This window comes from Pseudomonas sp. MDV22-iso1, from assembly GCF_058145095.1.
Genome location: NZ_JBYVMF010000015.1, coordinates 46941 through 71612 on the forward strand (window position 1 = coordinate 46941; position 24672 = coordinate 71612).

Below are 24672 nucleotides of genomic sequence, written 5' to 3' on the forward strand. Positions count from 1 at the left end.
GAGCAAGGCTTGCCCGCGATGCTTTCAGGGCTTACGCGGACTCAACACCATCTGCGCCGGAATGTTTCGCAAGATCTGCTTCTGCAGGTTCAGATCAAACTCTGCATCCAGTTTCTTCACTCGCTTGGTCAGCAATGTCGCCAGCCATGGATAGTCCTGGGTGCGCGGCGCCTGAATGCTCACATCACACTCATAATTCACCACATCGGCGGCGATAGCGTCCAATTGCCGGCGAAGTTTCGTCATGTCCGTGAGGTTCAACGCAATGGTTGTGCTCTCGGCGGTCGGATCGATGACCTTGGCCCGGGGCTTGGCTTCGGCAGCCATAAGGGCAGCTTCGGCCTTATCCAGCTCGGCTTTACGCGCATTAACGATAGCGTTGTTGACCCCACCGGTCAGTGCCGGCGCCTTGGGCATGAGCAATCGGGCGCGGCTAAGGGCTGTAGCGGCGGCGTTTACATCGCCTTTCTGCAGCACGATCTGGCTGCGGCGCAGATACGCTTCGGCCAGTTGCCGCTGATATTGCTCAAGGGTTTGATCGTCTGGCGATTGCGCCTGCAAGGCTGCCAATTGATCTTCGGCAGTGGCCAGCTCGCTGCTGGCGAGGCTTTGCTCCAGCTGTGCGATGGCCGTAGCCCGCGCGTCAGTGGCCTGGGTGGCCGCCGGGGGCGTGCTTTGGCAGGCGCCCAGCAGCAAGGAAAATGCGGCAAGGAGCAGATAACGGGAGGTGAACAGCTTCATTCCTGCGACTCTCTATTTGCGCAAAAAACGAGCAAGTCTACACCCCTCGACGGGGCAGGACAAAACTCAGCAGAAACAGGGCGGCCGCCGTTACCACAATCGATGGACCCGCCGGCGTGTCCTTGAACCAGGACAATGCCAATCCGCCACACACTGCGAGCATGCCCAGCAGGCTCGCGCCCAGTGCCATCTGCTCAGGCGATCGCGCGTGACGCTGCGCCGCAGCAGCCGGAATGATCAACAACGAAGTGATCAGTAATACACCGACGATTTTCATCGCAACGGCAATCACCACAGCGATCAACAACATCAAGGTCAGCCGCAACGACGCTACCGGCAATCCCTCAACCCTGGCCAGTTCCTCATGCACCGTGATTGCCAGCAAGGGTCGCCACAAGGTCACGAGCAAGGCCAGAACCGCTGCGCTACCGCCCAGTATCCAGGCCAGATCGGTCGGGCTGATGGCGAGCAAATCACCGAACAGATAGGCCATCAGGTCGATCCGCACTTCATGCATGAAGCTTAGTACGACAAGGCCAAGCGAGAGGGTGCTTGGCGCGAGAATCCCCAACAGCGTGTCGGATGCCAGTGGCTGACGCTGTTGCAGCGTCACCAGCAACACTGCCAGCAGCAGGCAGCCTACGGTCACCGCGACGGTCGGGCTGACATCCAGCAGGAAACCCAACGCCACACCGAGCAGCGCAGCATGGGAAAGGGTGTCGCCGAAGTAGGCCATGCGGCGCCAGACCACAAATGAACCCAGCGGGCCCGCAACCAGTGCCAGGGCCAAACCTGCAAGCAGGGCGTAGAGCAGAAAATCAGCCATGCTTGCAGCTATCTCCGTGAACATGGGTGTGGGCCGAAGGGGCCGCGCTGACCACTGAGCCATGCAGATCATGAGCATGGTCGTGATGGTGGTGATAGATCGCCAGACTTTGTGCGTTCTTGCCAAACAGCTCGACGAACGCCGGATCGCCGCTGACCTGCTCGGGATGCCCGGAGCAGCAGACATGGCGGTTCAGGCAGACGACCTGATCGGTTGTGCTCATCACCAGGTGCAGGTCGTGGGAAACCATCAATACCCCACAGCCATGTCGGTCGCGCAGCCGCGTGATCAGGCTATAGAGCTCGGCCTGCCCCGCTACGTCCACGCCTTGCACCGGCTCATCGAGCACCAGCAGCTCCGGCTCGCGCAACAGCGCACGCGCCAGCAGCACGCGCTGCATTTCGCCCCCGGACACGCTTTGCACAGGGCTGTCGATGACCTGCTCGGCACCCACTTCCTTGAGCGCCGCCAACGCGCGGGCGCGGTCTACGCCTGGCACCAGGCGCAAAAAACGCAGCACGGAGAGTGGGAGCGTGGGATCGACATGAAGTTTTTGCGGCATGTATCCAACCCGCAATTTCGGCTTGCGCCAGACACTGCCGCTGTCCGGTTTCAACAGGCCCAACACCGCGCGGACCAACGTGGTCTTGCCCGCACCGTTGGGGCCGATCAGGGTGACAATCTGACCAGGCTCGACGCTCAACTCGATGTTATCGAGCACGTTTTGCCCGGCGAAGGTGACGGCGACCTGTTCAAGTCGGATCAACGCGTTGCTCATCAAGCCCCCTGGCAGCCCGAACACAGGCCGACCACTTCAACGGTCTGGCCTTCGACCACAAACCCGACATCCTTGGCGCTGCCAATGATGGCGTCGCTGATGGTTTTTTGCTCAAGCTCGATGGCGGCGTGGCACTCGCGGCATATCAGGAACTGTCCCTGATGCGCATGTTCCGGGTGATTGCAGCCAACGAAGGCGTTGAGGGAGGAGATGCGGTGTACGAAACCGTTCTCCAGCAGGAAATCCAGCGCGCGATACACCGTCGGCGGTGCAGCGCGGCGACCGTCCTGCTCGCTCAACACCGCAAGAATGTCGTACGCGCCCAGCGGTTTGTGGCTCTGCCACACCAATTCGAGCACGCGCCCCCGCAGGGCAGTCAGGCGCAGGCCTTGACGCGCACAGAGGGCATCGGCCTCAGACAGAGCGTTATGCACGCAATGAGAGTGGTCGTGGGGACGGCTGGCAATCGGTGTTTTAGGCATGAGCGGCGACGATTTTTGTGAGAGACGTTATTATGTTACCCGTTCTCGCCTCTTCGAGTGGTCATTGTGTCCCGACTTTTTTCTATTTGTGTCGCAGTTCTCGCCAGTTTTTCACTGGCAGGTTTCGCCCATGCCGAGGTCAAGGTGCTGACCAGCATCAAGCCACTGCAGCTGATCGCAGCGGCTGTTCAGGATGGTGTGGCGATTCCGGAAGTGCTGCTGCCGCCCGGTGCTTCGCCGCATAACTATGCATTGCGTCCATCCGACGTACGGAAGGTGCAGTCGGTGGATCTGATTTACTGGATCGGTCCGGACATGGAAGGTTTCCTGCCCCGTGTCCTGAAAGGTCGGACGCTGCCGAGCGTCGCCGTGCAGGATTTGCCTGACCTGAAACTTCGCCATTTTGCCGAAGACAGTCAGTCGCACACCGAAGAGCCGGACGAGCACGACCACGATCACCGCCCAGGCACCCTGGATGCGCATTTGTGGTTATCGCCAGTGAATGCTCGTGTGATCGCCAGGAAAATGACCGCTGACCTGAGTGCTGCCGACCCCGCTAACGCTGCGCGTTATCAGAGCAACCTCAAGGCGTTCGATGAACGTCTGGATGCGCTGGACCTGCGCCTGAAGTCACGCCTTGCCGGCATTGCGGGCAAACCGTACTTCGTGTTCCACGAAGCATTCGACTACTTCGAAGACGCCTACGGCCTCAAGCACACCGGCGTGTTCAGCGTCGCGGCTGAAGTCCAGCCAGGTGCCCAGCACGTCGCGGCCATGCGCACGCGCTTGCAGGAAGTTGGCAAGACGTGCGTATTCAGCGAACCACCGCTGCGTCCGCGCCTGGCAGAAACCCTGGTGGCCGGCCTTCCGGTGAAGCTGGCGGAACTCGACGCCCTGGGCGGCTACACGCCGGCGACCGCTCAAGGGTATGAACAGGTACTGGAGAAGTTGGGGAATGACCTGGCGGGGTGCCTGGAGTCGTTGTAACCGACACACACCCTGTGGGAGCGAGCCTGCTCGCGATGGCGCAATAACATTCAGCATCAATACTGACTGTCCCGCCGCCATCGCGAGCAGGCTCACTCCCACAGAGATTGCAGTGATCCATCTGACCAGCGTTTAAAGGGCAAACGGCAACGGTGTGCTGACCTTCTGCCGCTGCGCCAACCGGCGCTGAAACTCCATCGGATCGTGAATCAACACGTCCTGCCCGGCAAATGACTCCGCCGCGATCAACCTCGACAACCAGAACCGCACGCACGCCACCCGCAGCATCGTCGGCCACAACTCGGCCTCTGCCGCCGTGAACGGTCGCAACGCCGCGTAAGCCCCCAGCAACGCCCGCGCCCGCGGCCCGTCGATCAAACCTTCGTCGTCCGAACACCAATCATTCAAGGCAATCGCCACGTCGTAGAGCATTGGACCGGAGCAGGCGTTGTAGAAGTCGATCAACCCGGTCAGGTGCGTACCTTCGAACATCGCGTTATCACGGAACAGATCCGCATGGATGTTGGCTCGCGGCAACGCCAGGATTTTCGCTTTCTGCTCGCTTATTTCGTCCAGCGCCTGCTTCAGCAAATCGCTTTGCCCGGCGTCGAGATGAGAAAGCAGCTGAGTGCCCTCTTCCAGCATCCAGTCCAGACCACGATCAGTCTTGCGCTTGATCATGTTGGCCTGAGTGGCCAGGTGCAGATGGCCGAGCAAGTCGCCAACCTGAGCGCAATGTTGCGCGTTGGCTTCCTTGATGTGCTTGCCCGCCAGGCGCGGCTGCAACAATGCAGGTTTGCCCGCCAGTTCGCGCAAGGCAACGCCATCGGTGGTTCGCAGCGCGTATGGCACCGGCAGGTCGGCATCATGCAGCACGTCGAGCAACTCTATGAAGAACGGCATTTCCTGCACCGGACCGCGCTCAACCAGGGTCAGGACAAATTCACCCTGTTCCAGGCTGATAAAGAAATTGGTGTTTTCGCTACCGGCGGCAATCCCCTGGAAATCAAGCAGGCGGCCGAGCCCGTATGGGGCGAGAAAGGTTTCCAGCTCAGGCCGAGCCAGGGGGGTGAACACAGACATGTTTAAACTGCCAGTACGGGCGCCGCAGAATGAGCCAGCGCCGATTGAAATTAAGAAACTACTTCCACTCGAAGATCTTCCACGACGGAATCAGCATATCCGGCTGATCCGAGCGGATGAAGTTTGCATCGGTCCCGTCTGCGCGCACCAGAAAGTAAGGCGGCGCGCCCTTTGGCGTAACCTTGATCGCATACAGGAAACCGTTTTGGCGGTACTCCTGGATGGTTTTATCGCCTTCCGTGCGGATGGTGACTTCCGGCTCCGGCGAGGGTGCATCGTCCGCCGCCATGACGGCCAACGGAGTGATTGCAAACAAGCCAGCCAGCAACAGGCGATTTAGTGTACGCATGATAACCTTGTCCCTTTGTCGTCAACGGTCCCGCTATTCTAGCGCCGGACCCGCCGAAAAGGTTGATCCTGCTCATGAGCCAAGCCCCCCTCGTCCTGGTGGACGGTTCTTCTTACCTGTACCGCGCCTTCCACGCCCTGCCACCGCTCACCACGTCCAAAGGACTGCCGACCGGTGCCGTCAAAGGCGTGTTGAACATGCTCAAGAGTCTGCGCAAGCAGTACCCGGACAGTCCGTTCGCCGTGGTGTTCGACGCCAAGGGTGGGACTTTCCGCGATGACATGTACGCCGAATACAAGGCTAATCGCCCAAGCATGCCCGATGACATGCGCGTTCAAATCGAGCCATTGCACCAGAGCGTCATCGCCCTGGGGTTCCCGCTCCTGTGCGTCGAAGGCGTGGAGGCCGATGACGTGATCGGCACATTGGCTCGCAGCAGCGCGGCGGCCGACCGTCCGGTGATCATCTCCACCGGCGATAAGGACATGGCGCAACTGGTCGACGGCCACATTACCTTGGTCAATACCATGACCGGTAGCGCGATGGACGTTGAGGGCGTGAAGGAGAAATTCGGCGTCGCTCCCGAACAAATCATTGATTATCTGGCGTTGATGGGCGACTCGTCCGACAACATTCCGGGCGTTCCAGGCATTGGCCCGAAGACCGCCTCCGGGCTGCTGGTCGGCGTGAATGGCGGCCTGACCGAGCTGTACGCGAACCTCGACATCGTCCCAACCTTGCCGATTCGCGGCGCCAAGACACTGCCGGCCAAGCTGGAAGAGCACAAAGAGATGGCGTTCCTCTCCTATCAACTGGCAACGATCAAGATCGACGTGCCGCTGGACGTTGAACTCGACGACTTGCAGATGGGCAAACCGGATCACGACAAACTCGCCGAGCTTTACACGTTGCTAGAGTTTAAAAGCTGGTTCGACGAAAATCAGCGCGATGCCAAGCGCTCCGGCCAGGAAGTCGTGGCGCCGGTCGCCGAAGAACCTGCCGTCGATGCCGAACTCAAGTACACCACCATCCTCACCCAGGCCGATTTCGACCTGTGGTTGAAGAAACTCAACGACGCCAAACTGATTGCCTTCGACACGGAAACCACAGGCATCGATGCGCAGCAGGCGCAACTGGTAGGCCTGTCGTTTGCCGTACAAGCCAACGAAGCCGCCTACATCCCGCTGACCCACTCCTACATGGGCGTGCCGGACCAGCTGGATCGCGACACCGTGCTGCGCGCACTGAAGCCGATCCTGGAAGATCCGAACAAACTCAAAGTCGGTCAGCACGCCAAGTTCGATATGAACATCCTGGCGAACTGCGCGATTGGCGGTGACCAAAGCTGCGGGATCACGGTGCAAGGCATCGCGTTCGACACCATGCTGGAGTCCTATGTGCTGGACTCCACCGCCACCCGTCACGATATGGACAGCCTGGCGCTCAAGTACCTGAATCACACAACCACCAGCTTCCAGGACATCGCCGGCAAGGGTGCAAAACAGCTGACGTTTGATCAGATCTCACTCGAACTGGCCGGGCCTTACGCCGCCGAAGACGCTGACGTGACCTTGCGCTTGCATCAAACGCTGCAGGAAAAGCTCAATGCCATTCCGAGCCTGAGCAAGGTTCTGAGCGAAATCGAAATGCCGCTGGTACCGGTTCTCGCGCGCATTGAACGTCAAGGCGCGCTGGTCGATGCCAATCTGTTGGGCATTCAAAGCGTGGAGTTGGGCGAGAAAATGGTCGCCCTCGAACGCGAGGCGTTTGCCATCGCAGGGGAAGAGTTCAACCTGGGCTCGCCGAAGCAGTTGGGTGTGATCCTGTACGAAAAACTGGGTCTGCCGATTCTGAGTAAAACCGCCAAGGGCCAGGCTTCGACTGCCGAAGCCGTGCTGGCTGAACTGGCCGAGCAGGATTATCCGCTGCCTAAAGTGCTGATGCAGTATCGCTCGATGAGCAAGCTGAAAAGCACTTACACCGATCGCCTCCCAGAGCAGATCAATCCGCGCACCGGTCGGATTCATACTTCTTATCACCAGGCCGTTGCGGCAACAGGGCGCTTGTCCTCCAGCGATCCAAACCTGCAAAACATCCCGATTCGTACCGCTGAAGGCCGGCGGATTCGCCAGGCGTTCGTCGCGCCAAAAGGCTACAAGCTGCTGGCAGCTGACTACTCGCAAATCGAATTGCGCATCATGGCCCACCTGGCCAAGGACGAGGGGTTGCTGCACGCCTTCCGCAATGATCTGGACGTGCACAAAGCCACTGCCGCTGAAGTCTTCGGCGTGGAACTGGCGGACGTCACCACGGACCAGCGTCGCAGCGCCAAGGCCATCAACTTCGGTTTGATCTACGGCATGAGCGCGTTTGGCCTGGCCAAGCAGATCGGTGTGGATCGCAAGCAGTCACAGGCTTACATCGACCGTTATTTCGCCCGTTATCCGGGCGTACTGGAGTACATGGAGCGCACCCGCGCCCAGGCAGCCGAGCAGGGTTTTGTTGAAACGATCTTCGGCCGGCGCCTTTACCTGCCGGAAATCAACGTGAAGAACCCGGCCCTGCGCAAAGGCGCAGAACGCACGGCCATCAACGCTCCGATGCAAGGCACTGCCGCTGACATCATCAAGAAAGCGATGGTAGCGGTGGATAACTGGCTGACGACGTCTGGCCTGGACGCCAAAGTCATCCTGCAGGTACACGATGAATTGGTGCTCGAGGTGCGTGAAGATCTGGTGGATCAGGTTCGTGAGGACATTCGCACGCACATGAGTGATGCCGCGAAACTGGACGTGCCGCTGCTGGTCGAAGTAGGGGTAGGCAATAATTGGGATGAGGCTCACTGAGCCGTCTGATAGGCTTTTTCTGCTGCGGCATAGTGCCGCGGCAGAAAACGGCGAAGGGCCATTAGTTCGCAAAATGCTCGGCGTTATTCCAAAGCCATTTGAAAATATTCTGAACTAATCCTGTGAATCGTCACTCAGAGTTACTGAATGGCTGGTGAAGCCCTTCGATGCTCCTATGTTGTGTTAAGTGTTGGCAGATATCTGGACCCCGCCCTAGCGGTCCGGAGCTTGAACCCCGGAACTTCCCCCTCCCCATAAGAAGTCCGGGGTTTTTTTTTCCCGCGATTTGTCCAAAGGCCCTTACTCAGCGAGTTCGGCACCCTTGTCTGCCAGCTCCATCCAGCCCGCCAATACAGTGTAGGCGTCTTCCAGACCCAAGCGTTTTGGGGCGGAAAACAGCTGGATGCTGATTGCATCGCCCCAGCCTTTACGGATGTCCGACTGGACTTTAAGCAGGACGTTTTTCGCCGCGCCGTAAGTCAGTTTGTCCGCCTTGGTCAGCAGAATATGCATCGGCATTCCGCTGGCGACGGCCCAATCCAGCATCAGCAGGTCGAAATCGGTCATTGGATGACGGATGTCCATCATCAAAATCAAACCCTTCAAACTCTCGCGACCACCCAGGTAGGCTTCCAGATGACGCTGCCAGTGAAGCTTCAACGGAATAGGTACTTTCGCGTAACCGTAGCCTGGCAGGTCGACCAGACGGCGATCATCGTCTAGCTTGAAGAAGTTCAAGAGCTGCGTACGACCCGGGGTTTTCGAGGTTCGAGCCAGGCTGGCGTGCGTCAGGGTGTTCAGGGCGCTCGACTTACCGGCGTTGGAACGCCCGGCAAAAGCGACTTCGAAGCCTTCGTCGTCGGGACATTGGTCGACTTTGGCGGCGCTGAGCATGAAGGTGGACTGTTGGCACAGACCGAGGATGGGATTCTTGAGTTGCATGGGATTTCCGATGTGGGCGGCGCCGGGAATGGACGCGGCGAGCAGTGTCGTTTCCGTTTCAGTGACGCCAGTATATAATGCCGCAGATTTTGTGTGCGCTTTGTCCCAGCGTAGGATGAAGTTCACGAGAGCGATAGACCATGATTGCGCATTAGAACGCAGCACGCTCTCAACCCTGAAAAGGTCGTTTTATGACGAAATGGCTGCTAGCTGCCGGTGTCTTGATACCGCTTTACAGCGCTCAGGCTACACAGGATCCGGAAGCTGTGTACAACCGTGTTTGTGGTGCCTGTCATTCCGGCCAACTACCCATGGCGCCCAGAAAGGGCGATCAGGAAGCTTGGACGCCGAGGTTGGCGAAAGGTATGGAGACGCTGGTGCAACACGTGACCCAGGGTTTCAAGGCGATGCCGCCGCGTGGTTTGTGCATGGACTGCAGTGCCGAGGATTACCAGGCCATCATCCACTGGATGAGCGAGTGATTCCGGTCCATAACTCTTTAACCCTTAGCCGTAGTTGGATTAGCTGATGAACAAATTGATCGTGAGTCTGCTGTTGACCGTGGGGATCTCCGGCATTGCCCATGCTGCAGGTGATGCAACTGCTGGTCAGGCGAAAGCCGCAGTATGTGGCGCCTGTCATGGCCCGGATGGCAACAGCATGGCGCCTAACTTTCCGAAACTGGCAGGTCAGGGCGAGCGTTATCTGAACAAGCAGCTGCACGACATCAAGTCCGGCAAACGCCAGGTACTTGAAATGACCGGCCTGCTGACCAACCTGAGCGATCAGGACCTGGCCGATATCGCCGCCTACTTCGCCACCCAGAAAGGCAGCGTTGGCGCCGCCGACCCGAAAGTCGTGGCTCGCGGTGAAGCGTTGTTCCGTGGTGGTGACCTGGCCAAGGGCCTGCCAGCCTGCACCGGCTGCCACTCGCCTAATGGCGCAGGTAACGCAGCCGCCGGCTTCCCGCACCTGGGCGGCCAGCATGCTCAATACGTGGCCAAGCAACTGACCGACTTCCGCAAGGAAGAAGGCGGACGCACCAACGACGGCGACACCAAAACCATGCAGACCATTGCTAAACGACTGAGCGACGAAGACATCGCGGCAGTCTCCAGCTATATCCAGGGTCTGCACTAAGGCCTATTGATCGAGCGTTGCGAGAGATGTTCATCTCTTGCAATGTTAACGCTCGATTAATCCGTCGATGCAAGCATAAAAAGGGTGGCTTAGGCCGCCCTTTTTTGTGGCCGCTGCCGTTACACTACAGAACTCAAGCCCGCCATGACCTGTCTGAAAACAGGTCGCGCGAGGCGACCAAAATTGTCCAGGAGTAAAGCATGCGTAATCTGATCATCAGCGCCGCTCTCGTCGCTGCCAGCCTGTTCGGCATGACTGCACAAGCCGCCGAAGCACCTGCCGCCCCTTATGTTGAACTGACCAAACCAGTCCCGGTCGCGGTACCTGGCAAGATCGAAGTCGTTGAATTGTTCTGGTACGGCTGCCCGCACTGCTACGCATTTGAGCCGGTGATCAATCCTTGGGTCGAGAAGCTGCCTTCCGACGTGAATTTTGTGCGGATTCCGGCGATGTTCGGCGGCCCTTGGAATGCGCACGGCCAGCTGTTCCTGACCCTCGAAGCCATGGGCGTTGAGCATAAGGTTCACGCCGCGGTGTTCGAAGCCATTCAGAAACAACACAAGAAGCTGGTCGACAAAAATGAAATGGCTGATTTCCTGGCCACCCAAGGTGTCGACAAGGACAAGTTCCTGGCAACTTTCGACTCCTTCGCCATCAAAGGTCAGATCGTCAAGGCCACCGAGCTCGCCAAGAAGTATGAAATCACCGGCGTGCCAACCTTGATCGTCAACGGCAAGTACCGCTTCGATGTGGGTTCTGCTGGTGGTGCCGAACAAGCCCTGCAACTGGCCGACAAACTGGTCGAACAAGAGCGAGCGGCTAACAAGGCTGCTGCCAACTAAGCGCGGAGCCTGCCATGCGCCGCTGGGGAACTGAACGCGTTGTTGGCCTGCATGATCCGCAGGTCAACGAACACCACCTGGTATCGACGGGCTTGCCCGCAGACAGCCGTCTGCGCCTGCTCAGTTTCAATATTCAGGTCGGCATCAGTACCGAACGGTACCGGCACTACCTGACCCGGGGCTGGCAGCACCTGCTGCCCAACAACGGTCGTGCCGGAAATTTGCAAAAAATCGGCAATCTGCTGGGTAACTTCGATCTGGTCGCCTTGCAGGAAGCCGATGGCGGCAGCCTTCGATCGGGCTACGTCAATCAGGTTGAACACCTGGCACAGCTCGGTGCCTTCCCATACTGGTATCAACAACTCAACCGCAATCTCGGTCGCCTCGGCCAGCACAGCAATGGCGTGCTCAGTCGCCTGCGCCCGTGGGCTATTGAGGACCATCCGTTGCCGGGGCCAAAGGGTCGCGGGGCAATTCTGGTGCGCTTCGGCGAAGGCCCCGAGGCACTGGTGGTGGTCATGATGCACCTGGCGCTGGGTGCTCGGGTACGCAGCCTGCAACTGTCCTATATCCGCGAGTTGATCGGCGGCTATAAACACCAGGTGCTCATGGGTGACATGAACACCCACGCCAGCGATTTGCTGCAAAACTCCCCGCTGCGCGATCTCGGCCTGCTGGCACCGCAGCTCGAAGCGACGTTCCCGAGCTGGCGCCCACAGCGCTGCCTGGACCATATTCTGCTAAGTCCGAGCCTGACCCTGGAAAAATTCGAGGTGCTGGCGCAACCCATTTCCGATCACCTGCCGGTCGCGGTAGAGATTCGTCTGCCGGGTTCGCTCACGGCCGATGCATTGCCCGCGCTGAGTCCTGCCCCTTAGCGGAACCCTCGAATGAGCGACGAAGCACAGCGTTGGAAAGAGAAGTACCTTCAAAGCATCGAACAACAGGAAAAACTTGAACGCCGTTGGGATGCCCGCCTCGACTTGCTGCGGCGCGGGCTCGTACGCAGCACGCTGGCGGCAGAGGGTACTGATCGCGCAGTTGACGAATGCATGAAGGAAATGCGCGACGTCGTGCGCACCGATGACATGGATGCCGGACTCGCCGCCCTCCTCCCGCGTCTGGAAAAAGCCGTTCTCGACTCTGAACAACGCCGTGAAACCCGGGTCAACCAAACGAGCGCCGCACTGACGGCGCTGGTTGCTCAGTTGCAAACCCTGCCGCTCCCACGAGAAGTGGCCAGGCCCCTCAAACAATTCGCCAAGCAACTTGATGCACGTGTCGGGCAGGCACGTGAGATGCCGTTGCTGCTGAGCGAATTGAGCGGTTTGCAAGGCAAGGCCCTTAGCCAACTTGAAAGCCCGGAAGAACTTGGCCGCCCTGGTTTGCTTCAGCGATTGTTCGGTACCCGTGAGACAGATGAGGTCGCCCCCCTCTCTGCTTCGGTGCAGCTGCCCTCTGCGCAACCAGTGGAAGCCGTTCGCGCATCGACTGTAGAGACTGCGCAGACTGTACTCACCGTTGAGGAACCCGTAAAACCGATCCCCGTCATCGCGCCGGTTGCCGCACTTGATCCCGTGGTGAACGAGCCTCAAGCGGCCGTGCCTGTTCAGGCTGCACCGCAGCCGCAGCTCAAAACTTCACCACCGCCAACGGAGCTACCGGACGTCGAGAAGACCAAAGAGCCGCCGGTGCCGACCACCAAAGCTGACGCTGACACCCACGCCTCAATCATTTCCAGCGAACCTGATTCTCTGGACGTCATCGATAGCCAGCCGATACCCGCCGACACGGTGCCGGAATCGGTCGCCATCAATCCGCAGCCACCGGAACATGACGCGCACTACGCGCTGCCTGTCTCACCCGAGCCTACCTACAGCTCTGTCGCCAAGCATATTGAAGACACCCTACTCGGCCTGCTCGACGATTTGACACTCCCTGAACGCCATCGCCCGCAAGCTGAAGCGATGCGTCATCGCCTGCAAAACGGTTTGAATTGGTACGAGTTGATCCCGATCCTCGACGACCTGGCCACCTTGATGCTGGCCATCACCGGCAGTGGGCAGCACGAGTTCGAAACGTACCTGCAGCAGCTCAACGAGCGCCTCGAAGCGTTTCAGAACAACCTGCAGGCCGCCAGCGATGGCCATGCTGACAGCCGATCCGCCGCACGCGAGATGGACACTCAGATCCGTGAGCAGGTCGATGGCTTGCAAAGCAGTGTGCAAGAGGCCGCGGATCTGGACGATCTCAAGCATGTACTGGAAAACCATCTCGAAGGTCTGCTCGGCACGCTCGATCATCACCAGAAACAGCGCGACCAGCGTGAGCAGGAAGTGGCAACCCGCCTGCAGGGCCTCGCGGATCGAGTGGCCCACATGGAACAGGAAGCCCTGGGTTTTCGCGAACACCTGGAGGAGCAGCGTCAGAAAGCCTTGATCGACCCGCTGACCGGATTGCCCAACCGCGCCGCCTGGAACGAACGGCTGGATCACGAAATCAGCCAGTGGCAACAACACGGCAACACGCTGTTGCTGGCCATGCTGGATCTCGACCATTTCAAGCGCATCAACGATAACTACGGCCACTTGGCCGGCGACAAGGTTCTGAAGATCATTGCGAACGTACTGCGCAAGCGCCTGCGTGGATCTGATTTCATCGCCCGGTTTGGCGGTGAAGAGTTCGTCTTGCTGATACCCGCCACAGCGCTTACGACAGGTGTGAAACTGCTCGAAACCTTACGCGCTGCGGTTGAAGCCTGCCCTTTCCACTTCAAGGGCGAGCCGGTGACCATCACTGTCTCAGTGGGTTTGACCGCTTTCAAAGCAGGCGAACACAGCGATGTGGTGCTCAAAAGAGCCGATCAGGCGTTATATCGCGCGAAACATGCCGGCAGGAACCGCGTCGAGCCGGGCTGAAGACAAAATGTTCCATTTTGTTTAAATACGCAGCGTAGCCCTCAGAGATCAAGGCAGTACGTTACACTGTTGCATTATCGTCTTTGTGTGTAATGCCTTTCACCATGAAATATTTAGCCCTACTCGTTTCGCTGGTCCTATTGGCCGGTTGCGCCAGCGGCCCGCGATATGACACCAGCCACGCCTCCGCCAATCACGACAGTCGTATACAGTTCGTGGTGGTGCATTACACCTCTGCATCGCTCGAGCGCTCGCTCCAGTTGCTGACCCATGGCGAAGTCAGCAGCCACTACCTGATCGGTGACGACAAGGGCGCCACCATTTACAAACTGATGGATGAAAACCTCCGCGCCTGGCATGCCGGGGAAAGTGAGTGGCAAGGCAGAACCTGGTTGAACTCAAGCTCCATTGGCATCGAAATCGTCAATCCGGGTTTCAAAGACACGCCAACCGGACGCCTGTGGTACCCCTACAGCGAAGATCAGATCCAGTCCTTGATCGCCCTGCTCAAGGACATCAGCAAGCGTTACGCCATCAATCCCCACAGCATCATCGGCCATAGCGATATTGCACCGCTGAGAAAACTCGATCCTGGCCCGCTGTTCCCTTGGAAACGTCTGGCAGCAGAAGGTCTGGGCGTGTGGCCGAACGAGCAGGCCGTGTCGCGCCTTCAGCCACGATTCGAAACCCAATTACCGGCAATCGGCTGGTTCCAGAGTCAATTGGCGCGCCTGGGTTACAGCACCCCGCAAACCGGTGAGCTGGATGTAGCGACTCGCCATGTGATCGCCGCGTTCCAGATGCACTTCCGGCCTACCCGCTTCGACGGAACACCGGATGCCCAGACCGCAGCGCTGCTACAGGTTTTGAATCAGACAAAATAATGACGCCCGCCCGACGGTCAACGCTTTTTCTCAATCAGCAGCTATAACTCATTGGTAATTCTTCGGATGTTCACTGATGGCTGCTGCTCGAGAGGCATTGCGTAGCTGGTTCTATCGCCCTTGGTTTTTGGCGACGCTGGCGGCTGTCTTGAGCGCGACACTGCTGATGGCAGGCAGTCTTTTCGTTGCCGTACACCAGGTCGACCAAAACGAAAGCGAAGAAATGAACGCCCAGGGCGAGCGATTTCTCGCCCGCCTGGAGCAACTCTTCGGACAGCTGCGCGAAAGCCTCGACGACCTTGAAGCCCAGCCGCTCAGGCGCTGTGACGACGAAATGATCGCCACCCTGCAGCAAGTCACCTTCAACTACCGCTTCGTTTACGAAGCCGCCTACATGGACGCCTCCCGGATCTGCTCCAACCGTCCTCGCCAGGAAGGGCTATCGATGAGCAGACCGCCTGATATCACAGGCCCCACGTACAGTTACTGGCTAAACACCACGACCGAGCCCGACGAAAACCGCGCGGCCTTGATGCTCGGACGTGGCAACTTCCGCGTCGCCACTTCTCGCGGGCACTTGACCGACATGGTCGATCTGTCGCCGGGTAGCAGCCTGCTGGTGGTGCTCGACCGTGGCGCTCGAGCGATCCCTGTTCTGGGCGTCGCACAAGCCTGGCCGCCTCCAGAAGGCTGGCCACCAAAAAGCCGCGATGCGTTGCAGATCACGCAAACCAGTTTGATCTACCGCATGCCCACCAATAATCCCGCGTATCAACTCGTGCTCATCTCACCTCGCACTGTTATTCACGTGCCTGCAGTGTGGTGGTGGTTGCTGCCAGCCAGCGTGTTGCTCGGCTGCTTCATGGGTTTCCTGGTGTTCCTGCTGGTCCGTCAGCGACAGTCACTGGATGCCGAGCTCAATGGCGCCATACGCAGGGGCGAGTTGCAGGTGTTGTATCAACCGATCTTCGACCTCGACAGCCGTAATTGTGTCGGGGCAGAAGCCTTGCTGCGCTGGCGTCGACCGGATGGAACCCTGACCAGCCCCGACCTGTTCATTCCCATGGCAGAGAATACCGGTCAGATCCGGCAGATGACCGACTTCGTCTTGCAGCGATTGCTTGAGCAACTGGGACAGCTACTGCGAGCCAATCCAAAGCTGTACATCTCGGTCAACCTGGCGGCATGCGACGTCATGGTGCCCCGTATCGGACAAGTGATGGCGCGTTTGCTGACCCTGCACCGGGTCGCAGCGCAGCAGATTGCGTTTGAGGTAACCGAGCGGGGATTGATCGACGTGGTAGTGGCCAGGGAAAACCTGCAAGCCTTGCGAGATGTCGGGCATCAAGTTCTGATCGATGACTTCGGCACCGGCTATTGCAGCCTCGCCTACCTGCAGACCTTGCCAGTGGACTGCCTGAAGATCGATAAGGCATTCATCGATGCGCTGGGCCACGACGCCGCCAGCAGCGGTGTTGCCCCGCACATCATCCACATGGCCCAGGCCCTGCAACTCAAAGTGATTGCCGAGGGGATCGAACTGGAATCCCAAGCCGCATTCCTGAGTAGCGAAGGCGTTAAGTACGGCCAGGGCTGGCTATTCGCCCATGCGTTAAGCGCAGTTCAGTTCATTGAGCTGATTACCCGGGGTCGCCGCTTGGCCGGTAGACGCCTCGACGACGAAGCGTGAACCCACTTTAAACCGCCAGCGCCATATAGAACTGCGTGCCCTGCCCTGGCCGCGAATAAACGCCCATCCGCCCGCCGTGCAACTGCACGATCTCCTTGCACAGCGCCAGACCGAGCCCCGCGCCGCCCTTCTTGCGGCCCACCTGCACAAAGGGCTCGAAGATCCGTCCCTGTTGTCCGTAGGCAATGCCTTCGCCGTTATCCTCGACGCTGATGATGACGCGCTCGCCATGGCGCCGGGCTTGCAAACGGATCTGCCCGTCCGGTCCGGTGTGGCGCAACGCATTATCAATCAGGTTATCGAGCACGCGATCCAGCTGGGCCTTATCAGCCTGCAGCCTGGGCAACGGACCCTGCACTTCAACCAGCAGATCGATACCGCTATCCTGTGCCGCCCCGGAGAACCGCAACCGCGCCTCTTCCAGCAACTCGTCGATGGAACATGGCGCCAGCGTGAGCTTTTGCAATCCGTTCTGGTAACGAGAGAAGTTCAGCAGATCGTTGATCAATTGCATCAACCGCTGCATCTCTTCATTCACGGTATCCAGCAGATCGGCTTCGCGTGAATCTTCAGGAAATTTCGCCCGTTCCCGGAACAGGCCGAAGGCCATGTGCATCCCCGTGACCGGGGTTCGCAACTCATGGGAAGCGCGTAACACGAACTCGCTGCGCACCCGCTCGAAGGCACGCTGCTCGGTCACGTCATGCAGCACCATCACGGCACCGAGAATATGACCCTGCGTATGGCTGACCGGCGTCAGGCTATACGTCAGCAGCCGCGACTCACCATCGACCTCGAAACTCAGATCCTCCGGTGCACGCTCAAGCGTGCCGCCGCGCAGAACCAATTGCAGCTGCTCATCCAGCTCGGGGCGTTCGAGGGCAGAGCCCAATCCCTGGCCAAGTCGATCAGCGTCCCAACCCAACTGCCGTTGAGCGACGGGGTTCAAATGCTCCAGATACCCTTCACGGTCGATCATCAGCAACCCGTCATCAATGCTGTCGAGGACCGCCTGCAAACGCTGCTGCCCCGCGAGCAATTCATCGATGTTCGTGGCCTGATGCTCGCGCAATGCCTCGGCCATCATCCCGAAGCGCTTGGTAAGCAGGTTCATTTCCTCCGCCGATGAAATCGGCAGTGTCACTTCGAAATTGCCCTGGCCTATATTGTCTGCGGCTTGGGCTAACGCTTCGATGGGCGCACCGAAACGCCTGGCAATGGCGTGAGCGGTAACAAAACCTATGATCAGCACCGCGAGTCCGACCAACCCCAGCAGTCCCGCGACCAATAACGCCCGGTCGCGCGCGCTGCGCTGGGTTTCATTAATGTTATCCAGCGCACGCTTGTGCTCGGTAAGCAAACCATTGCGCAGCGCATTGAATTTTTCAGTGAGCGCCTCATTGCCACTCAGTACGTGGGTCGTATCACGCGACTGTGTGTAGGCCTCGAGAAAGCTCTGATAATCCGCCTTGGCCTGGCTAAAACCATACTGAATGCCATCGCCCTTCTGCTCATGGGCGATACCTTCATCAAGCAGCTCGAAATACTTCTGCCTGGATCTCTCGAAGGCCCCGTCGTCGGGTTTTTCGCTGAGCATGACGATCAATTGATCGCCCAGGGTTTGCCTCAGTTTCAGCCCCAAATCCAGGGTCGCAAAGTTGTTGCGCACTAGCGCTTCCTGGGAGCTGGCCATCTGCATCACACTGACCAGACCGAGCAACAGCCCAAGTAGCGCAACCGTGACCAGCGCCGAAATACTCAGGAAGAGCCGGGTGCGCAACTTCATCGCCAGTTTCATCGGGGATGACTCACAGGTTGTACTGCTTGCGTTTGCGATACAGCGTCGAAGCGTCGATGCCCAGTGTTTTAGCGGCTTGGTCCAGCGTATCCGCCGTGGCCAGGACTGCACCGATGTGGGCCTTCTCCAATTCGTCCAGACTCAACGCGGCGCCGATGCGTGGCGCGCTGTTGACCGGTGTTTCGGCCATGCCCAGGTGGCTGATCTCTACACGCTCCTGCGGACAGATAATGCTCGCCCGCTCCACGACGTTGCGCAGTTCGCGAATGTTGCCTGGCCAACGGTAGCTCAGCAGCGCTTCCCGAGCCTCGTCGCTGAAGCCGCGAGCCGGGCGCGCGTATTCCTTGACGAAGCGCGCCAGGAAACGATCAGCCAGGTTCAGGATGTCTTCGCGACGTTCCCGCAATGGCGGCAAGTGCAAGGTAATGACATTCAGGCGGTAGAGCAGGTCTTCACGGAAGCGCCCGTCGCGCACCATGTCTTCAAGGTTAAGGTTGGTCGCTGCGAGGATTCGCACATCGGCGCGGCGGGTCACCGGATCACCGACACGCTCATATTCTTTGTCTTGAATGAAACGAAGCAATTTTGGCTGCAACGTGAGAGGAAAGTCGCCGATCTCGTCGAGAAACAGTGTTCCGCCGTCAGCCTGATTCACACGCCCCAAGGTACTTTCGCTTGCGCCTGTGAACGCACCACGGCTGTGACCAAACAGTTCGCTCTCCATCAACTCGGCGGTTAAGGACGGGCAATTGATAGTTACGCAGGATTTTTTAGCCCGCTTGCTCCAGCCATGAATGGCCTGGGACAGCTCACCCTTACCTGTACCGGACTCACCGAGAATCAGGATGTTCGCATCGGTACTGGCCACCTGGCGCGCTGTTTCAAGCACTACTTTCATCGCCGGGCTGTGGGAATCCAGGCCATCCTTGGGCTTGCGAATTTCACCTTCCAGCGCTTCCAGACGCGCCGACAATTGCCGAACTTCCAACTGTTTGGCCGTCGCAAGGCGCAACTGATCAGGGCTGCAAGGCTTGACCAGATAATCGGCGGCACCCGCCTGAATGGCATCTACAGCCGTGTCAACGGCAGAGTGAGCCGTGACAATGACGACCCGCATCCACGGGGCCTGAATGCGCATCTGTGCGAGTACATCAAGGCCGTTGTCTTCGCCTAGCCGCAGATCGAGAAAGCACAGGTCGAACACCTGGCGTTGCAGTAATGCATCCGCCTGGGCTGCGCTGTTGGCAGTAGCGACACTGTAGCCCTCGTCTTCGAGGCAATAACGGAAAGTTCGCAGGATGGCGGATTCGTCGTCCACCAGCAGAATGCGGCCTTGATGCTCAGTGGCTGACTCCATTTTCCTACGCTCCTTTCTGAATGATCTTGGTTAGTCCCGGAAAAATCGGGCAAGTTGCATGGTTGATTCTGTGCCTTTCCATCTCTGACAGGGTAGCTATCTAAGCGAATCCCAGCCAATGGCCTGATTTCTTTAGTTTTTTATCGAAAATCAGAGCGTTAAGCCGTTGCCCACATCCTTTTCTGACATCTGCGCCCTCCTCTCAATTCAAAAAGAATGAAAGTTCCTACGGCATTATCGTGCATTACGCACGACCGTAGAGAGCCCATCGTGCAGGATGCGTTCAATGCAATTTTTAACTATCTGTTAAGTTGTTGATTTTAAAGAATTAATTCTCATCAAAAAGCTGGCATGCAGGCTGCAATACTCTGGTTAATCAGGGCAAAACCATCGCCCACAACAAGATCACCACCAGAGTGGGAGGAGTTTCCGGATGAATCGCCAACGTGCCGCCCAATTGCGCATCTCGCCACTGCATATCCAGCAAGGTCTGTTCGCCATGCTCGCTCTTTTGATCACTCTGATCGGCGGCCAACAGTTTCTTCTCTGGGAGCAGAGCCAGCAGCCAGAAGCGCCACACGTGTCGCTCAAGCATCCGACTCAGACCCACTTCAGTGCCGTCAGCAGCAATCAGGCTGACACAACCCCGCTGCGAATGATGGACGTCGACCAGGCTCAGCCTGTGGATGAGATGCCACGTCAGGAACGCTGGGTGTTCTAACTCACGAACTTGGCGCGTTCGATGCGCCGGGAAACGCACCACCAAGCACTACCTCTAATAGAAGCGTAAGGAGAATCACCATGTTGAGCTGGGCAATCACATTCTTGATCATTGCCATCATCGCCGCCGTACTCGGCTTCGGTGGTATCGCGGGCACCGCCACGGGTATCGCCAAGATTCTCTTTGTCGTGTTCCTGGTGATGTTCATTGCTTCGTTCTTCTTTGGCCGTCGCGGTCGAGGCTGAACATGAGCGTTTCGTTAAAGACACTGGCAGCCGCCCTGCTCTTGGGCGGTAGTGCCATGGCGATGGCGGCCAATGACGGCCAGGCGCGGGTCAACGAGTTGCTGAACACTGACCCGCAATACCGGGAAACCTGGCAAGGCGTGGTGAAGAAGGAAGAACGCCTGCCGGAATGGGTCATGAACCTGTCCGGCGACGCCGAGCAAATGAATGCGGTTGAAGAAGATGGCGAAAAGTACCTCGTTGGACCGCTTTGCGAAACGCAGGCGACCTGTCTCAACAAGCGCTTGATCGTCGCCGTCAGCTTCGACAAACAGGATGCATACGCCATGCTGGTCGAAGTGCCTGCCGGGTTGCCAGCCGACAAGTCGCCTACACGACATGCCGACTATCGCTTCCTTGGAAAGCCGGACGAGGGCATGCAAAAGCTGTTGATGGAACAACTGAAGAAAGATCCGAACTGGTACTGAGTTTGTAACAAGAAAGAGGCCAAATGGCATCTTTCCAATGCGCTACCCGAGGAAGGTAGACGCATGACCAAGGGGTCGGGATGTTCTGCCTGTTTCAGGGGCGGAGTGACCTACGAGTACAGGGAGTACTTGCGAAAGGACCGGGTCAGGAATAGCTGCGACGCAAGTTCGCCGGTGATAGGCATCGACGGACTTGCGGAGAGCTTATGCAACTGAGGCATCGATACTAGGCCAACCGCTCGGTTGAGCTTCTCTTTTCTACAATTCGAATCAACTTTCCCAAAAAATACTTTTCGCGGTGTTTCGTCACGACCGTACATCGAGAAAAATTGCCTGATTTTTCAACGGTATCTTCCTGTCGGATTGTCCGATTTCAACCCCAAAACCCCCTCACCTCACCTGATCAAAAAACACTCAACCTGCTCTGTGATGGCCGGTTCACGGCACTTATGCCTGCCGAAATGTCGTATTCGAACCGGTTGGGACGCGAGTTTCACTTAAAAAAGCTCATGCCGATTCGGCATAGGGTAGGCGTTTACGGCATTAGACGTCGCTTCCTTGCATCGGAATAGTTGCGCCTTTTTTCGCCTGCCAGAGAGCCGCAAACACGCGCTTCGGGGCACCTTATACGGAGGCAGATGCACAAGACTTTTTCGCCACGAGCGTTCCAGTTCCGCGCATCTGCCTGAGTCAAACGCAAGTAAGGGTAAAGATATGAAGAAGGCAAAGCTTAGCCTCGCCTGGCAGATCCTGATCGGTCTGGTATTGGGGATTGCAATCGGTGCGCTGCTCAACCATTTCAGTGCCGAAAAAGCCTGGTGGATCAGTAACGTCCTTCAACCCGCGGGCGATATCTTTATCCGTCTGATCAAGATGATCGTGATTCCGATCGTCATCTCCTCGCTGATCGTCGGCATCGCCGGTGTTGGCGACGCGAAGAAACTCGGACGTATCGGTCTGAAGACCATCATCTACTTCGAGATCGTCACCACGATCGCTATTGTGGTAGGTCTGGTGCTGGCAAACGTGTTCCACCCGGGCACCGGCATCGACATGAGCACCCTGGGTACCGTGGATATTTCCAAGTACCAGGCGACTGCTGCCGAGGTTCAGCATGAACATGCGTTCATCGAAACCATCCTCAACCTGATCCCGTCGAACATCTTCGCGGCAATGGCCCGTGGCGAGATGCTGCCGATCATCTTCTTCTCGGTATTGTTCGGTCTTGGTCTGTCGAGCCTGCAAGCCGACTTGCGCGAACCCCTGGTAAAAATGTTCCAGGGCGTATCGGAAAGCATGTTCAAAGTTACCCACATGATCATGAACTACGCCCCGATCGGCGTGTTCGCACTGATCGCGGTGACGGTTGCCAACTTCGGCTTCGCTTCCCTGATCCCGCTGGCCAAACTGGTCATCCTGGTTTACGTCGCTATTGCCTTCTTCGCCTTTGTGGTGCTGGGCCTGATTGCTCGCCTGTTCGGTTTCTCGGTGCTCAAACTGATGCGCATCTTCAAGGATGAGCTGGTGCTGGCCTACTCCACCGCCAGTTCGGAAACCGTGCTGCCACGCGTTATCGAGAAGATGGAAGCCTACGGCGCGCCGAAGGCCATTTGCAGCTTCGTGGTGCCGACCGGCTATTCGTTCAACCTGGACGGTTCGACGCTTTATCAAAGCATCGCGGCAATTTTCATTGCCCAGCTGTACGGCATCGACCTGTCCATCAGCCAGCAGTTGCTGCTGGTACTGACCTTGATGGTCACCTCCAAAGGCATCGCCGGCGTACCGGGTGTGTCCTTCGTGGTGCTGCTGGCCACACTGGGCAGCGTGGGTATTCCGCTGGAAGGCCTGGCATTTATCGCCGGTGTCGACCGCATCATGGACATGGCACGTACCGCGTTGAACGTGATCGGCAATGCCTTGGCGGTATTGGTCATCTCCCGCTGGGAAGGCATGTACGACGACGCCAAGGGCGAGCGCTACTGGAACTCCCTGCCGCACTGGCGCAGCAAGGAAAAGCTGCCGGCTGGCGAGATTTCCAGTAATTGACACACCCTTGTAGGAGCTGCCGCAGGCTGCGATCTTTTGATTCTGTTTTAAAGGCAAGATCAAAAGATCGCAGCCTTCGGCAGCTCCTACAGTAGATTGAGGCCAACCCTGTGATTGGGTGCCCACAGTCGTAGACAAACCCCGGAGAAATCCGGGGTTTGTCGTTTCTGGCTACCCCGCTATCATTCGCCGCATTCTTCGGGGGATTTGACTGATGCTTAATGGCCTGTGGCTTGGCTTCTTCATCGTGGCTGCCGTTTCGGCACTGGCGCAATGGCTGATCGGCGGCAACGCCGGGATCTTCGCGGCGATGGTAGAGAGCATTTTCGCCATGGCCAAATTGTCGGTCGAAGTCATGGTGCTGCTGTTCGGCACCCTCACCCTTTGGCTCGGGTTTCTGCGCATAGCCGAAAAAGCCGGGATCGTCGATTGGCTGGCGAAAGCCCTGGGGCCACTGTTCCTTCGCCTGATGCCGGAAGTCCCGGCGGGCCACCCGGCCATCGGCCTGATCACCCTCAACTTCGCCGCCAACGGCCTGGGCCTCGACAACGCCGCCACGCCCATCGGCCTGAAGGCCATGAAAGCGTTGCAGGAGCTCAACCCCAGCCCGACCATTGCCAGTAACGCGCAAATTCTCTTTCTGGTGCTCAACGCCTCGTCATTGACGCTGCTGCCGGTGACCATCTTCATGTACCGCGCCCAGCAAGGCGCACCCGACCCGACGCTGGTGTTCCTGCCCATCCTGTTGGCCACCAGTTGCTCAACGCTGGTGGGCCTGCTGTCCGTCGCGTTCATGCAGCGCCTGCGCCTGTGGGACCCAGTGGTGCTTGCCTATCTGATCCCCGGTGCCCTGGCCCTCGGCGGCTTCATGGCTTTGCTGGCGACCCTCTCAGCCACCGCTCTGGCCGGTTTGTCCTCGATCCTGGGCAACCTGACGCTGTTTGGCCTGATCATGTTGTTTCTGGTGATCGGCGCCTTGCGCAAAGTGAAGGTGTACGAAGCCTTCGTCGAAGGGGCGAAAGAAGGCTTCGACGTAGCGAAGAATCTGTTGCCGTATCTGGTGGCGATGCTCTGCGCGGTCGGCGTACTGCGGGCCTCCGGTGCGCTGGATTTTGGTCTCGACGGCATTCGGCATCTGGTGGAGTGGGCGGGTTGGGACACACGCTTCGTCGACGCGCTGCCGACAGCAATGGTCAAGCCATTCTCGGGCAGCGCCGCCCGGGCGATGTTGATCGAAACCATGAAAACGTCCGGGGTCGACAGCTTCCCGGCGCTGGTGGCGGCGACGATCCAGGGCAGCACTGAAACGACGTTCTATGTATTGGCGGTGTACTTCGGCGCGGTGGGTATCCAGCGCGCGCGGCACGCTGTGGGCTGCGCGCTGCTGGCGGAACTGGCCGGTGTGCTCGCCGCTATCGGCGTGTGCTACTGGTTCTTCGGCTGATCACAATCCTTGTAGCAGCTGCCGAGGCACGAGGCTGCGTTGCGTGTCGCAGGACCGCCCTCGGGGGCCGCTGCGCAGCCCAACGC

At 58.4% G+C, this 24672-nt stretch carries 23 protein-coding genes; 14 read left to right on the plus strand and 9 right to left on the minus strand.

Annotated features, from left to right (window positions below):
• Nucleotides 1-24: 24 nt before the first annotated feature.
• The 4 genes from AC3ZVB_RS17640 to zur are packed head-to-tail and all read right to left on the minus strand — an operon-like array spanning nucleotide 25 to nucleotide 2827.
• A complete protein-coding gene (locus tag AC3ZVB_RS17640; RefSeq protein WP_162438894.1) occupies nucleotides 25-741 on the minus strand; it encodes a PA5502 family lipoprotein in 717 nt (238 codons plus the stop codon).
• 37 nt (nucleotides 742-778) lie between these two features.
• Nucleotides 779-1567, minus strand: coding sequence for a zinc ABC transporter permease subunit ZnuB (gene znuB / locus AC3ZVB_RS17645; RefSeq protein ID WP_162438893.1), 789 nt, complete (start codon nucleotides 1565-1567; stop codon nucleotides 779-781).
• Nucleotides 1560-2345, minus strand: coding sequence for a zinc ABC transporter ATP-binding protein ZnuC (gene znuC, locus AC3ZVB_RS17650; RefSeq protein WP_162438892.1), 786 nt, complete (start codon nucleotides 2343-2345; stop codon nucleotides 1560-1562). The genes znuB and znuC overlap by 8 nt, the downstream gene beginning before the upstream one ends.
• On the minus strand, nucleotides 2345-2827 hold the full coding sequence (gene zur / locus AC3ZVB_RS17655) for a zinc uptake transcriptional repressor Zur (RefSeq protein WP_490147283.1): 483 nt from the start codon (nucleotides 2825-2827) through the stop codon (nucleotides 2345-2347). Before zur ends, znuC begins: the two co-directional genes overlap by 1 nt.
• Before the next feature lie 66 nt (nucleotides 2828-2893).
• On the opposite strand from zur, the gene AC3ZVB_RS17660 reads away from it, so the two are divergent.
• Entirely contained in the window at nucleotides 2894-3814 is a 921-nt protein-coding gene (locus AC3ZVB_RS17660; RefSeq protein ID WP_490147284.1) for a zinc ABC transporter substrate-binding protein, read from the plus strand.
• 132 nt (nucleotides 3815-3946) lie between these two features.
• Here AC3ZVB_RS17660 and AC3ZVB_RS17665 read toward each other — a convergent pair whose 3' ends face one another.
• Complete coding sequence (locus AC3ZVB_RS17665) at nucleotides 3947-4897, minus strand: homoserine kinase (RefSeq protein WP_490147285.1); 951 nt, start codon at nucleotides 4895-4897, stop codon at nucleotides 3947-3949.
• A gap of 58 nt (nucleotides 4898-4955) precedes the next feature.
• Nucleotides 4956-5246, minus strand: a complete 291-nt coding sequence (locus AC3ZVB_RS17670; RefSeq protein WP_162438888.1) for a DUF2782 domain-containing protein — start codon at nucleotides 5244-5246, stop codon at nucleotides 4956-4958.
• Nucleotides 5247-5320: 74 nt separating this feature from the next.
• On the opposite strand from AC3ZVB_RS17670, the gene polA reads away from it, so the two are divergent.
• Nucleotides 5321-8092 (plus strand): DNA polymerase I, encoded by a 2772-nt coding sequence (polA, locus tag AC3ZVB_RS17675; protein WP_490147286.1) that lies wholly within the window; start codon nucleotides 5321-5323, stop codon nucleotides 8090-8092.
• A 300-nt stretch (nucleotides 8093-8392) separates the two neighbouring features.
• Here polA and yihA read toward each other — a convergent pair whose 3' ends face one another.
• Nucleotides 8393-9034 carry a ribosome biogenesis GTP-binding protein YihA/YsxC gene (gene yihA / locus AC3ZVB_RS17680; RefSeq protein WP_162438886.1) on the minus strand — a complete coding sequence of 214 codons (642 nt, stop codon included), beginning with the start codon at nucleotides 9032-9034 and terminating at the stop codon, nucleotides 8393-8395.
• A gap of 191 nt (nucleotides 9035-9225) precedes the next feature.
• Between yihA and AC3ZVB_RS17685 the strand changes: the two genes are divergently transcribed.
• From AC3ZVB_RS17685 to AC3ZVB_RS17715, 7 genes are all read left to right on the plus strand, one after another.
• Nucleotides 9226-9516 carry a c-type cytochrome gene (locus AC3ZVB_RS17685; protein ID WP_150702330.1) on the plus strand — a complete coding sequence of 97 codons (291 nt, stop codon included), beginning with the start codon at nucleotides 9226-9228 and terminating at the stop codon, nucleotides 9514-9516.
• Nucleotides 9517-9562: 46 nt separating this feature from the next.
• A complete protein-coding gene (locus AC3ZVB_RS17690) occupies nucleotides 9563-10174 on the plus strand; it encodes a c-type cytochrome (protein ID WP_162438885.1) in 612 nt (203 codons plus the stop codon).
• A gap of 200 nt (nucleotides 10175-10374) precedes the next feature.
• Entirely contained in the window at nucleotides 10375-11016 is a 642-nt protein-coding gene (locus AC3ZVB_RS17695) for a thiol:disulfide interchange protein DsbA/DsbL (RefSeq protein ID WP_162438884.1), read from the plus strand.
• A gap of 14 nt (nucleotides 11017-11030) precedes the next feature.
• Nucleotides 11031-11894: an endonuclease/exonuclease/phosphatase family protein gene (locus AC3ZVB_RS17700; RefSeq protein ID WP_490147287.1), complete on the plus strand. Its 864-nt coding sequence runs from the start codon at nucleotides 11031-11033 to the stop codon at nucleotides 11892-11894.
• A gap of 12 nt (nucleotides 11895-11906) precedes the next feature.
• Nucleotides 11907-13934: a diguanylate cyclase gene (locus AC3ZVB_RS17705; RefSeq protein WP_490147288.1), complete on the plus strand. Its 2028-nt coding sequence runs from the start codon at nucleotides 11907-11909 to the stop codon at nucleotides 13932-13934.
• Nucleotides 13935-14038: 104 nt separating this feature from the next.
• Complete coding sequence (locus AC3ZVB_RS17710) at nucleotides 14039-14818, plus strand: N-acetylmuramoyl-L-alanine amidase (RefSeq protein WP_194690813.1); 780 nt, start codon at nucleotides 14039-14041, stop codon at nucleotides 14816-14818.
• A 76-nt stretch (nucleotides 14819-14894) separates the two neighbouring features.
• Nucleotides 14895-16508, plus strand: coding sequence for an EAL domain-containing protein (locus AC3ZVB_RS17715; RefSeq protein ID WP_162438880.1), 1614 nt, complete (start codon nucleotides 14895-14897; stop codon nucleotides 16506-16508).
• Nucleotides 16509-16515: 7 nt separating this feature from the next.
• On the opposite strand, the gene AC3ZVB_RS17720 is transcribed toward AC3ZVB_RS17715, so the two are convergent.
• Entirely contained in the window at nucleotides 16516-18306 is a 1791-nt protein-coding gene (locus tag AC3ZVB_RS17720; protein WP_490147289.1) for a KinB sensor domain-containing domain, read from the minus strand.
• Between the two features lie 10 nt (nucleotides 18307-18316).
• The gene (gene algB / locus AC3ZVB_RS17725; RefSeq protein ID WP_162438878.1) at nucleotides 18317-19663 is read right to left on the minus strand and encodes a sigma-54-dependent response regulator transcription factor AlgB; all 1347 of its coding nucleotides are present in this window, start codon (nucleotides 19661-19663) and stop codon (nucleotides 18317-18319) included.
• Between the two features lie 433 nt (nucleotides 19664-20096).
• Here algB and AC3ZVB_RS17730 point away from each other — a divergent pair, with 433 nt between their 5' ends.
• From AC3ZVB_RS17730 to AC3ZVB_RS17750, 5 genes are all read left to right on the plus strand, one after another.
• Nucleotides 20097-20384, plus strand: a complete 288-nt coding sequence (locus AC3ZVB_RS17730) for a hypothetical protein (RefSeq protein ID WP_162438877.1) — start codon at nucleotides 20097-20099, stop codon at nucleotides 20382-20384.
• A gap of 80 nt (nucleotides 20385-20464) precedes the next feature.
• A complete protein-coding gene (locus AC3ZVB_RS17735; RefSeq protein WP_003177151.1) occupies nucleotides 20465-20629 on the plus strand; it encodes a DUF1328 domain-containing protein in 165 nt (54 codons plus the stop codon).
• 2 nt (nucleotides 20630-20631) lie between these two features.
• On the plus strand, nucleotides 20632-21096 hold the full coding sequence (locus AC3ZVB_RS17740; RefSeq protein WP_490147290.1) for an inhibitor of vertebrate lysozyme family protein: 465 nt from the start codon (nucleotides 20632-20634) through the stop codon (nucleotides 21094-21096).
• Nucleotides 21097-21810: 714 nt separating this feature from the next.
• Complete coding sequence (gene gltP / locus AC3ZVB_RS17745; RefSeq protein ID WP_162438875.1) at nucleotides 21811-23142, plus strand: glutamate/aspartate:proton symporter GltP; 1332 nt, start codon at nucleotides 21811-21813, stop codon at nucleotides 23140-23142.
• 214 nt (nucleotides 23143-23356) lie between these two features.
• Nucleotides 23357-24586, plus strand: coding sequence for a nucleoside recognition domain-containing protein (locus AC3ZVB_RS17750; protein ID WP_194690817.1), 1230 nt, complete (start codon nucleotides 23357-23359; stop codon nucleotides 24584-24586).
• Nucleotides 24587-24672: the final 86 nt, after the last annotated feature.

Bases quoted from the DNA above. Each gene is read 5' to 3' on its own strand.
- yihA (WP_162438886.1), bottom strand. From the start codon at position 9,034: ATGCAACTCAAGAATCCCATCCTCGGTCTGTGCCAACAGTCCACCTTC.
- zur (WP_490147283.1), bottom strand. From the start codon at position 2,827: ATGCCTAAAACACCGATTGCCAGCCGTCCCCACGACCACTCTCATTGC.
- AC3ZVB_RS17705 (WP_490147288.1), top strand. From the start codon at position 11,907: ATGAGCGACGAAGCACAGCGTTGGAAAGAGAAGTACCTTCAAAGCATC.
- AC3ZVB_RS17715 (WP_162438880.1), top strand. From the start codon at position 14,895: ATGGCTGCTGCTCGAGAGGCATTGCGTAGCTGGTTCTATCGCCCTTGG.
- polA (WP_490147286.1), top strand. From the start codon at position 5,321: ATGAGCCAAGCCCCCCTCGTCCTGGTGGACGGTTCTTCTTACCTGTAC.
- AC3ZVB_RS17640 (WP_162438894.1), bottom strand. From the start codon at position 741: ATGAAGCTGTTCACCTCCCGTTATCTGCTCCTTGCCGCATTTTCCTTG.
- algB (WP_162438878.1), bottom strand. From the start codon at position 19,663: ATGGAGTCAGCCACTGAGCATCAAGGCCGCATTCTGCTGGTGGACGAC.
- AC3ZVB_RS17695 (WP_162438884.1), top strand. From the start codon at position 10,375: ATGCGTAATCTGATCATCAGCGCCGCTCTCGTCGCTGCCAGCCTGTTC.
- gltP (WP_162438875.1), top strand. From the start codon at position 21,811: ATGAAGAAGGCAAAGCTTAGCCTCGCCTGGCAGATCCTGATCGGTCTG.
- AC3ZVB_RS17750 (WP_194690817.1), top strand. From the start codon at position 23,357: ATGCTTAATGGCCTGTGGCTTGGCTTCTTCATCGTGGCTGCCGTTTCG.
- AC3ZVB_RS17670 (WP_162438888.1), bottom strand. From the start codon at position 5,246: ATGCGTACACTAAATCGCCTGTTGCTGGCTGGCTTGTTTGCAATCACT.
- AC3ZVB_RS17735 (WP_003177151.1), top strand. From the start codon at position 20,465: ATGTTGAGCTGGGCAATCACATTCTTGATCATTGCCATCATCGCCGCC.
- AC3ZVB_RS17700 (WP_490147287.1), top strand. From the start codon at position 11,031: ATGCGCCGCTGGGGAACTGAACGCGTTGTTGGCCTGCATGATCCGCAG.
- znuC (WP_162438892.1), bottom strand. From the start codon at position 2,345: ATGAGCAACGCGTTGATCCGACTTGAACAGGTCGCCGTCACCTTCGCC.
- AC3ZVB_RS17685 (WP_150702330.1), top strand. From the start codon at position 9,226: ATGACGAAATGGCTGCTAGCTGCCGGTGTCTTGATACCGCTTTACAGC.
- AC3ZVB_RS17730 (WP_162438877.1), top strand. From the start codon at position 20,097: ATGAATCGCCAACGTGCCGCCCAATTGCGCATCTCGCCACTGCATATC.
- AC3ZVB_RS17690 (WP_162438885.1), top strand. From the start codon at position 9,563: ATGAACAAATTGATCGTGAGTCTGCTGTTGACCGTGGGGATCTCCGGC.
- AC3ZVB_RS17665 (WP_490147285.1), bottom strand. From the start codon at position 4,897: ATGTCTGTGTTCACCCCCCTGGCTCGGCCTGAGCTGGAAACCTTTCTC.
- AC3ZVB_RS17710 (WP_194690813.1), top strand. From the start codon at position 14,039: ATGAAATATTTAGCCCTACTCGTTTCGCTGGTCCTATTGGCCGGTTGC.
- AC3ZVB_RS17740 (WP_490147290.1), top strand. From the start codon at position 20,632: ATGAGCGTTTCGTTAAAGACACTGGCAGCCGCCCTGCTCTTGGGCGGT.
- znuB (WP_162438893.1), bottom strand. From the start codon at position 1,567: ATGGCTGATTTTCTGCTCTACGCCCTGCTTGCAGGTTTGGCCCTGGCA.
- AC3ZVB_RS17720 (WP_490147289.1), bottom strand. From the start codon at position 18,306: ATGAAACTGGCGATGAAGTTGCGCACCCGGCTCTTCCTGAGTATTTCG.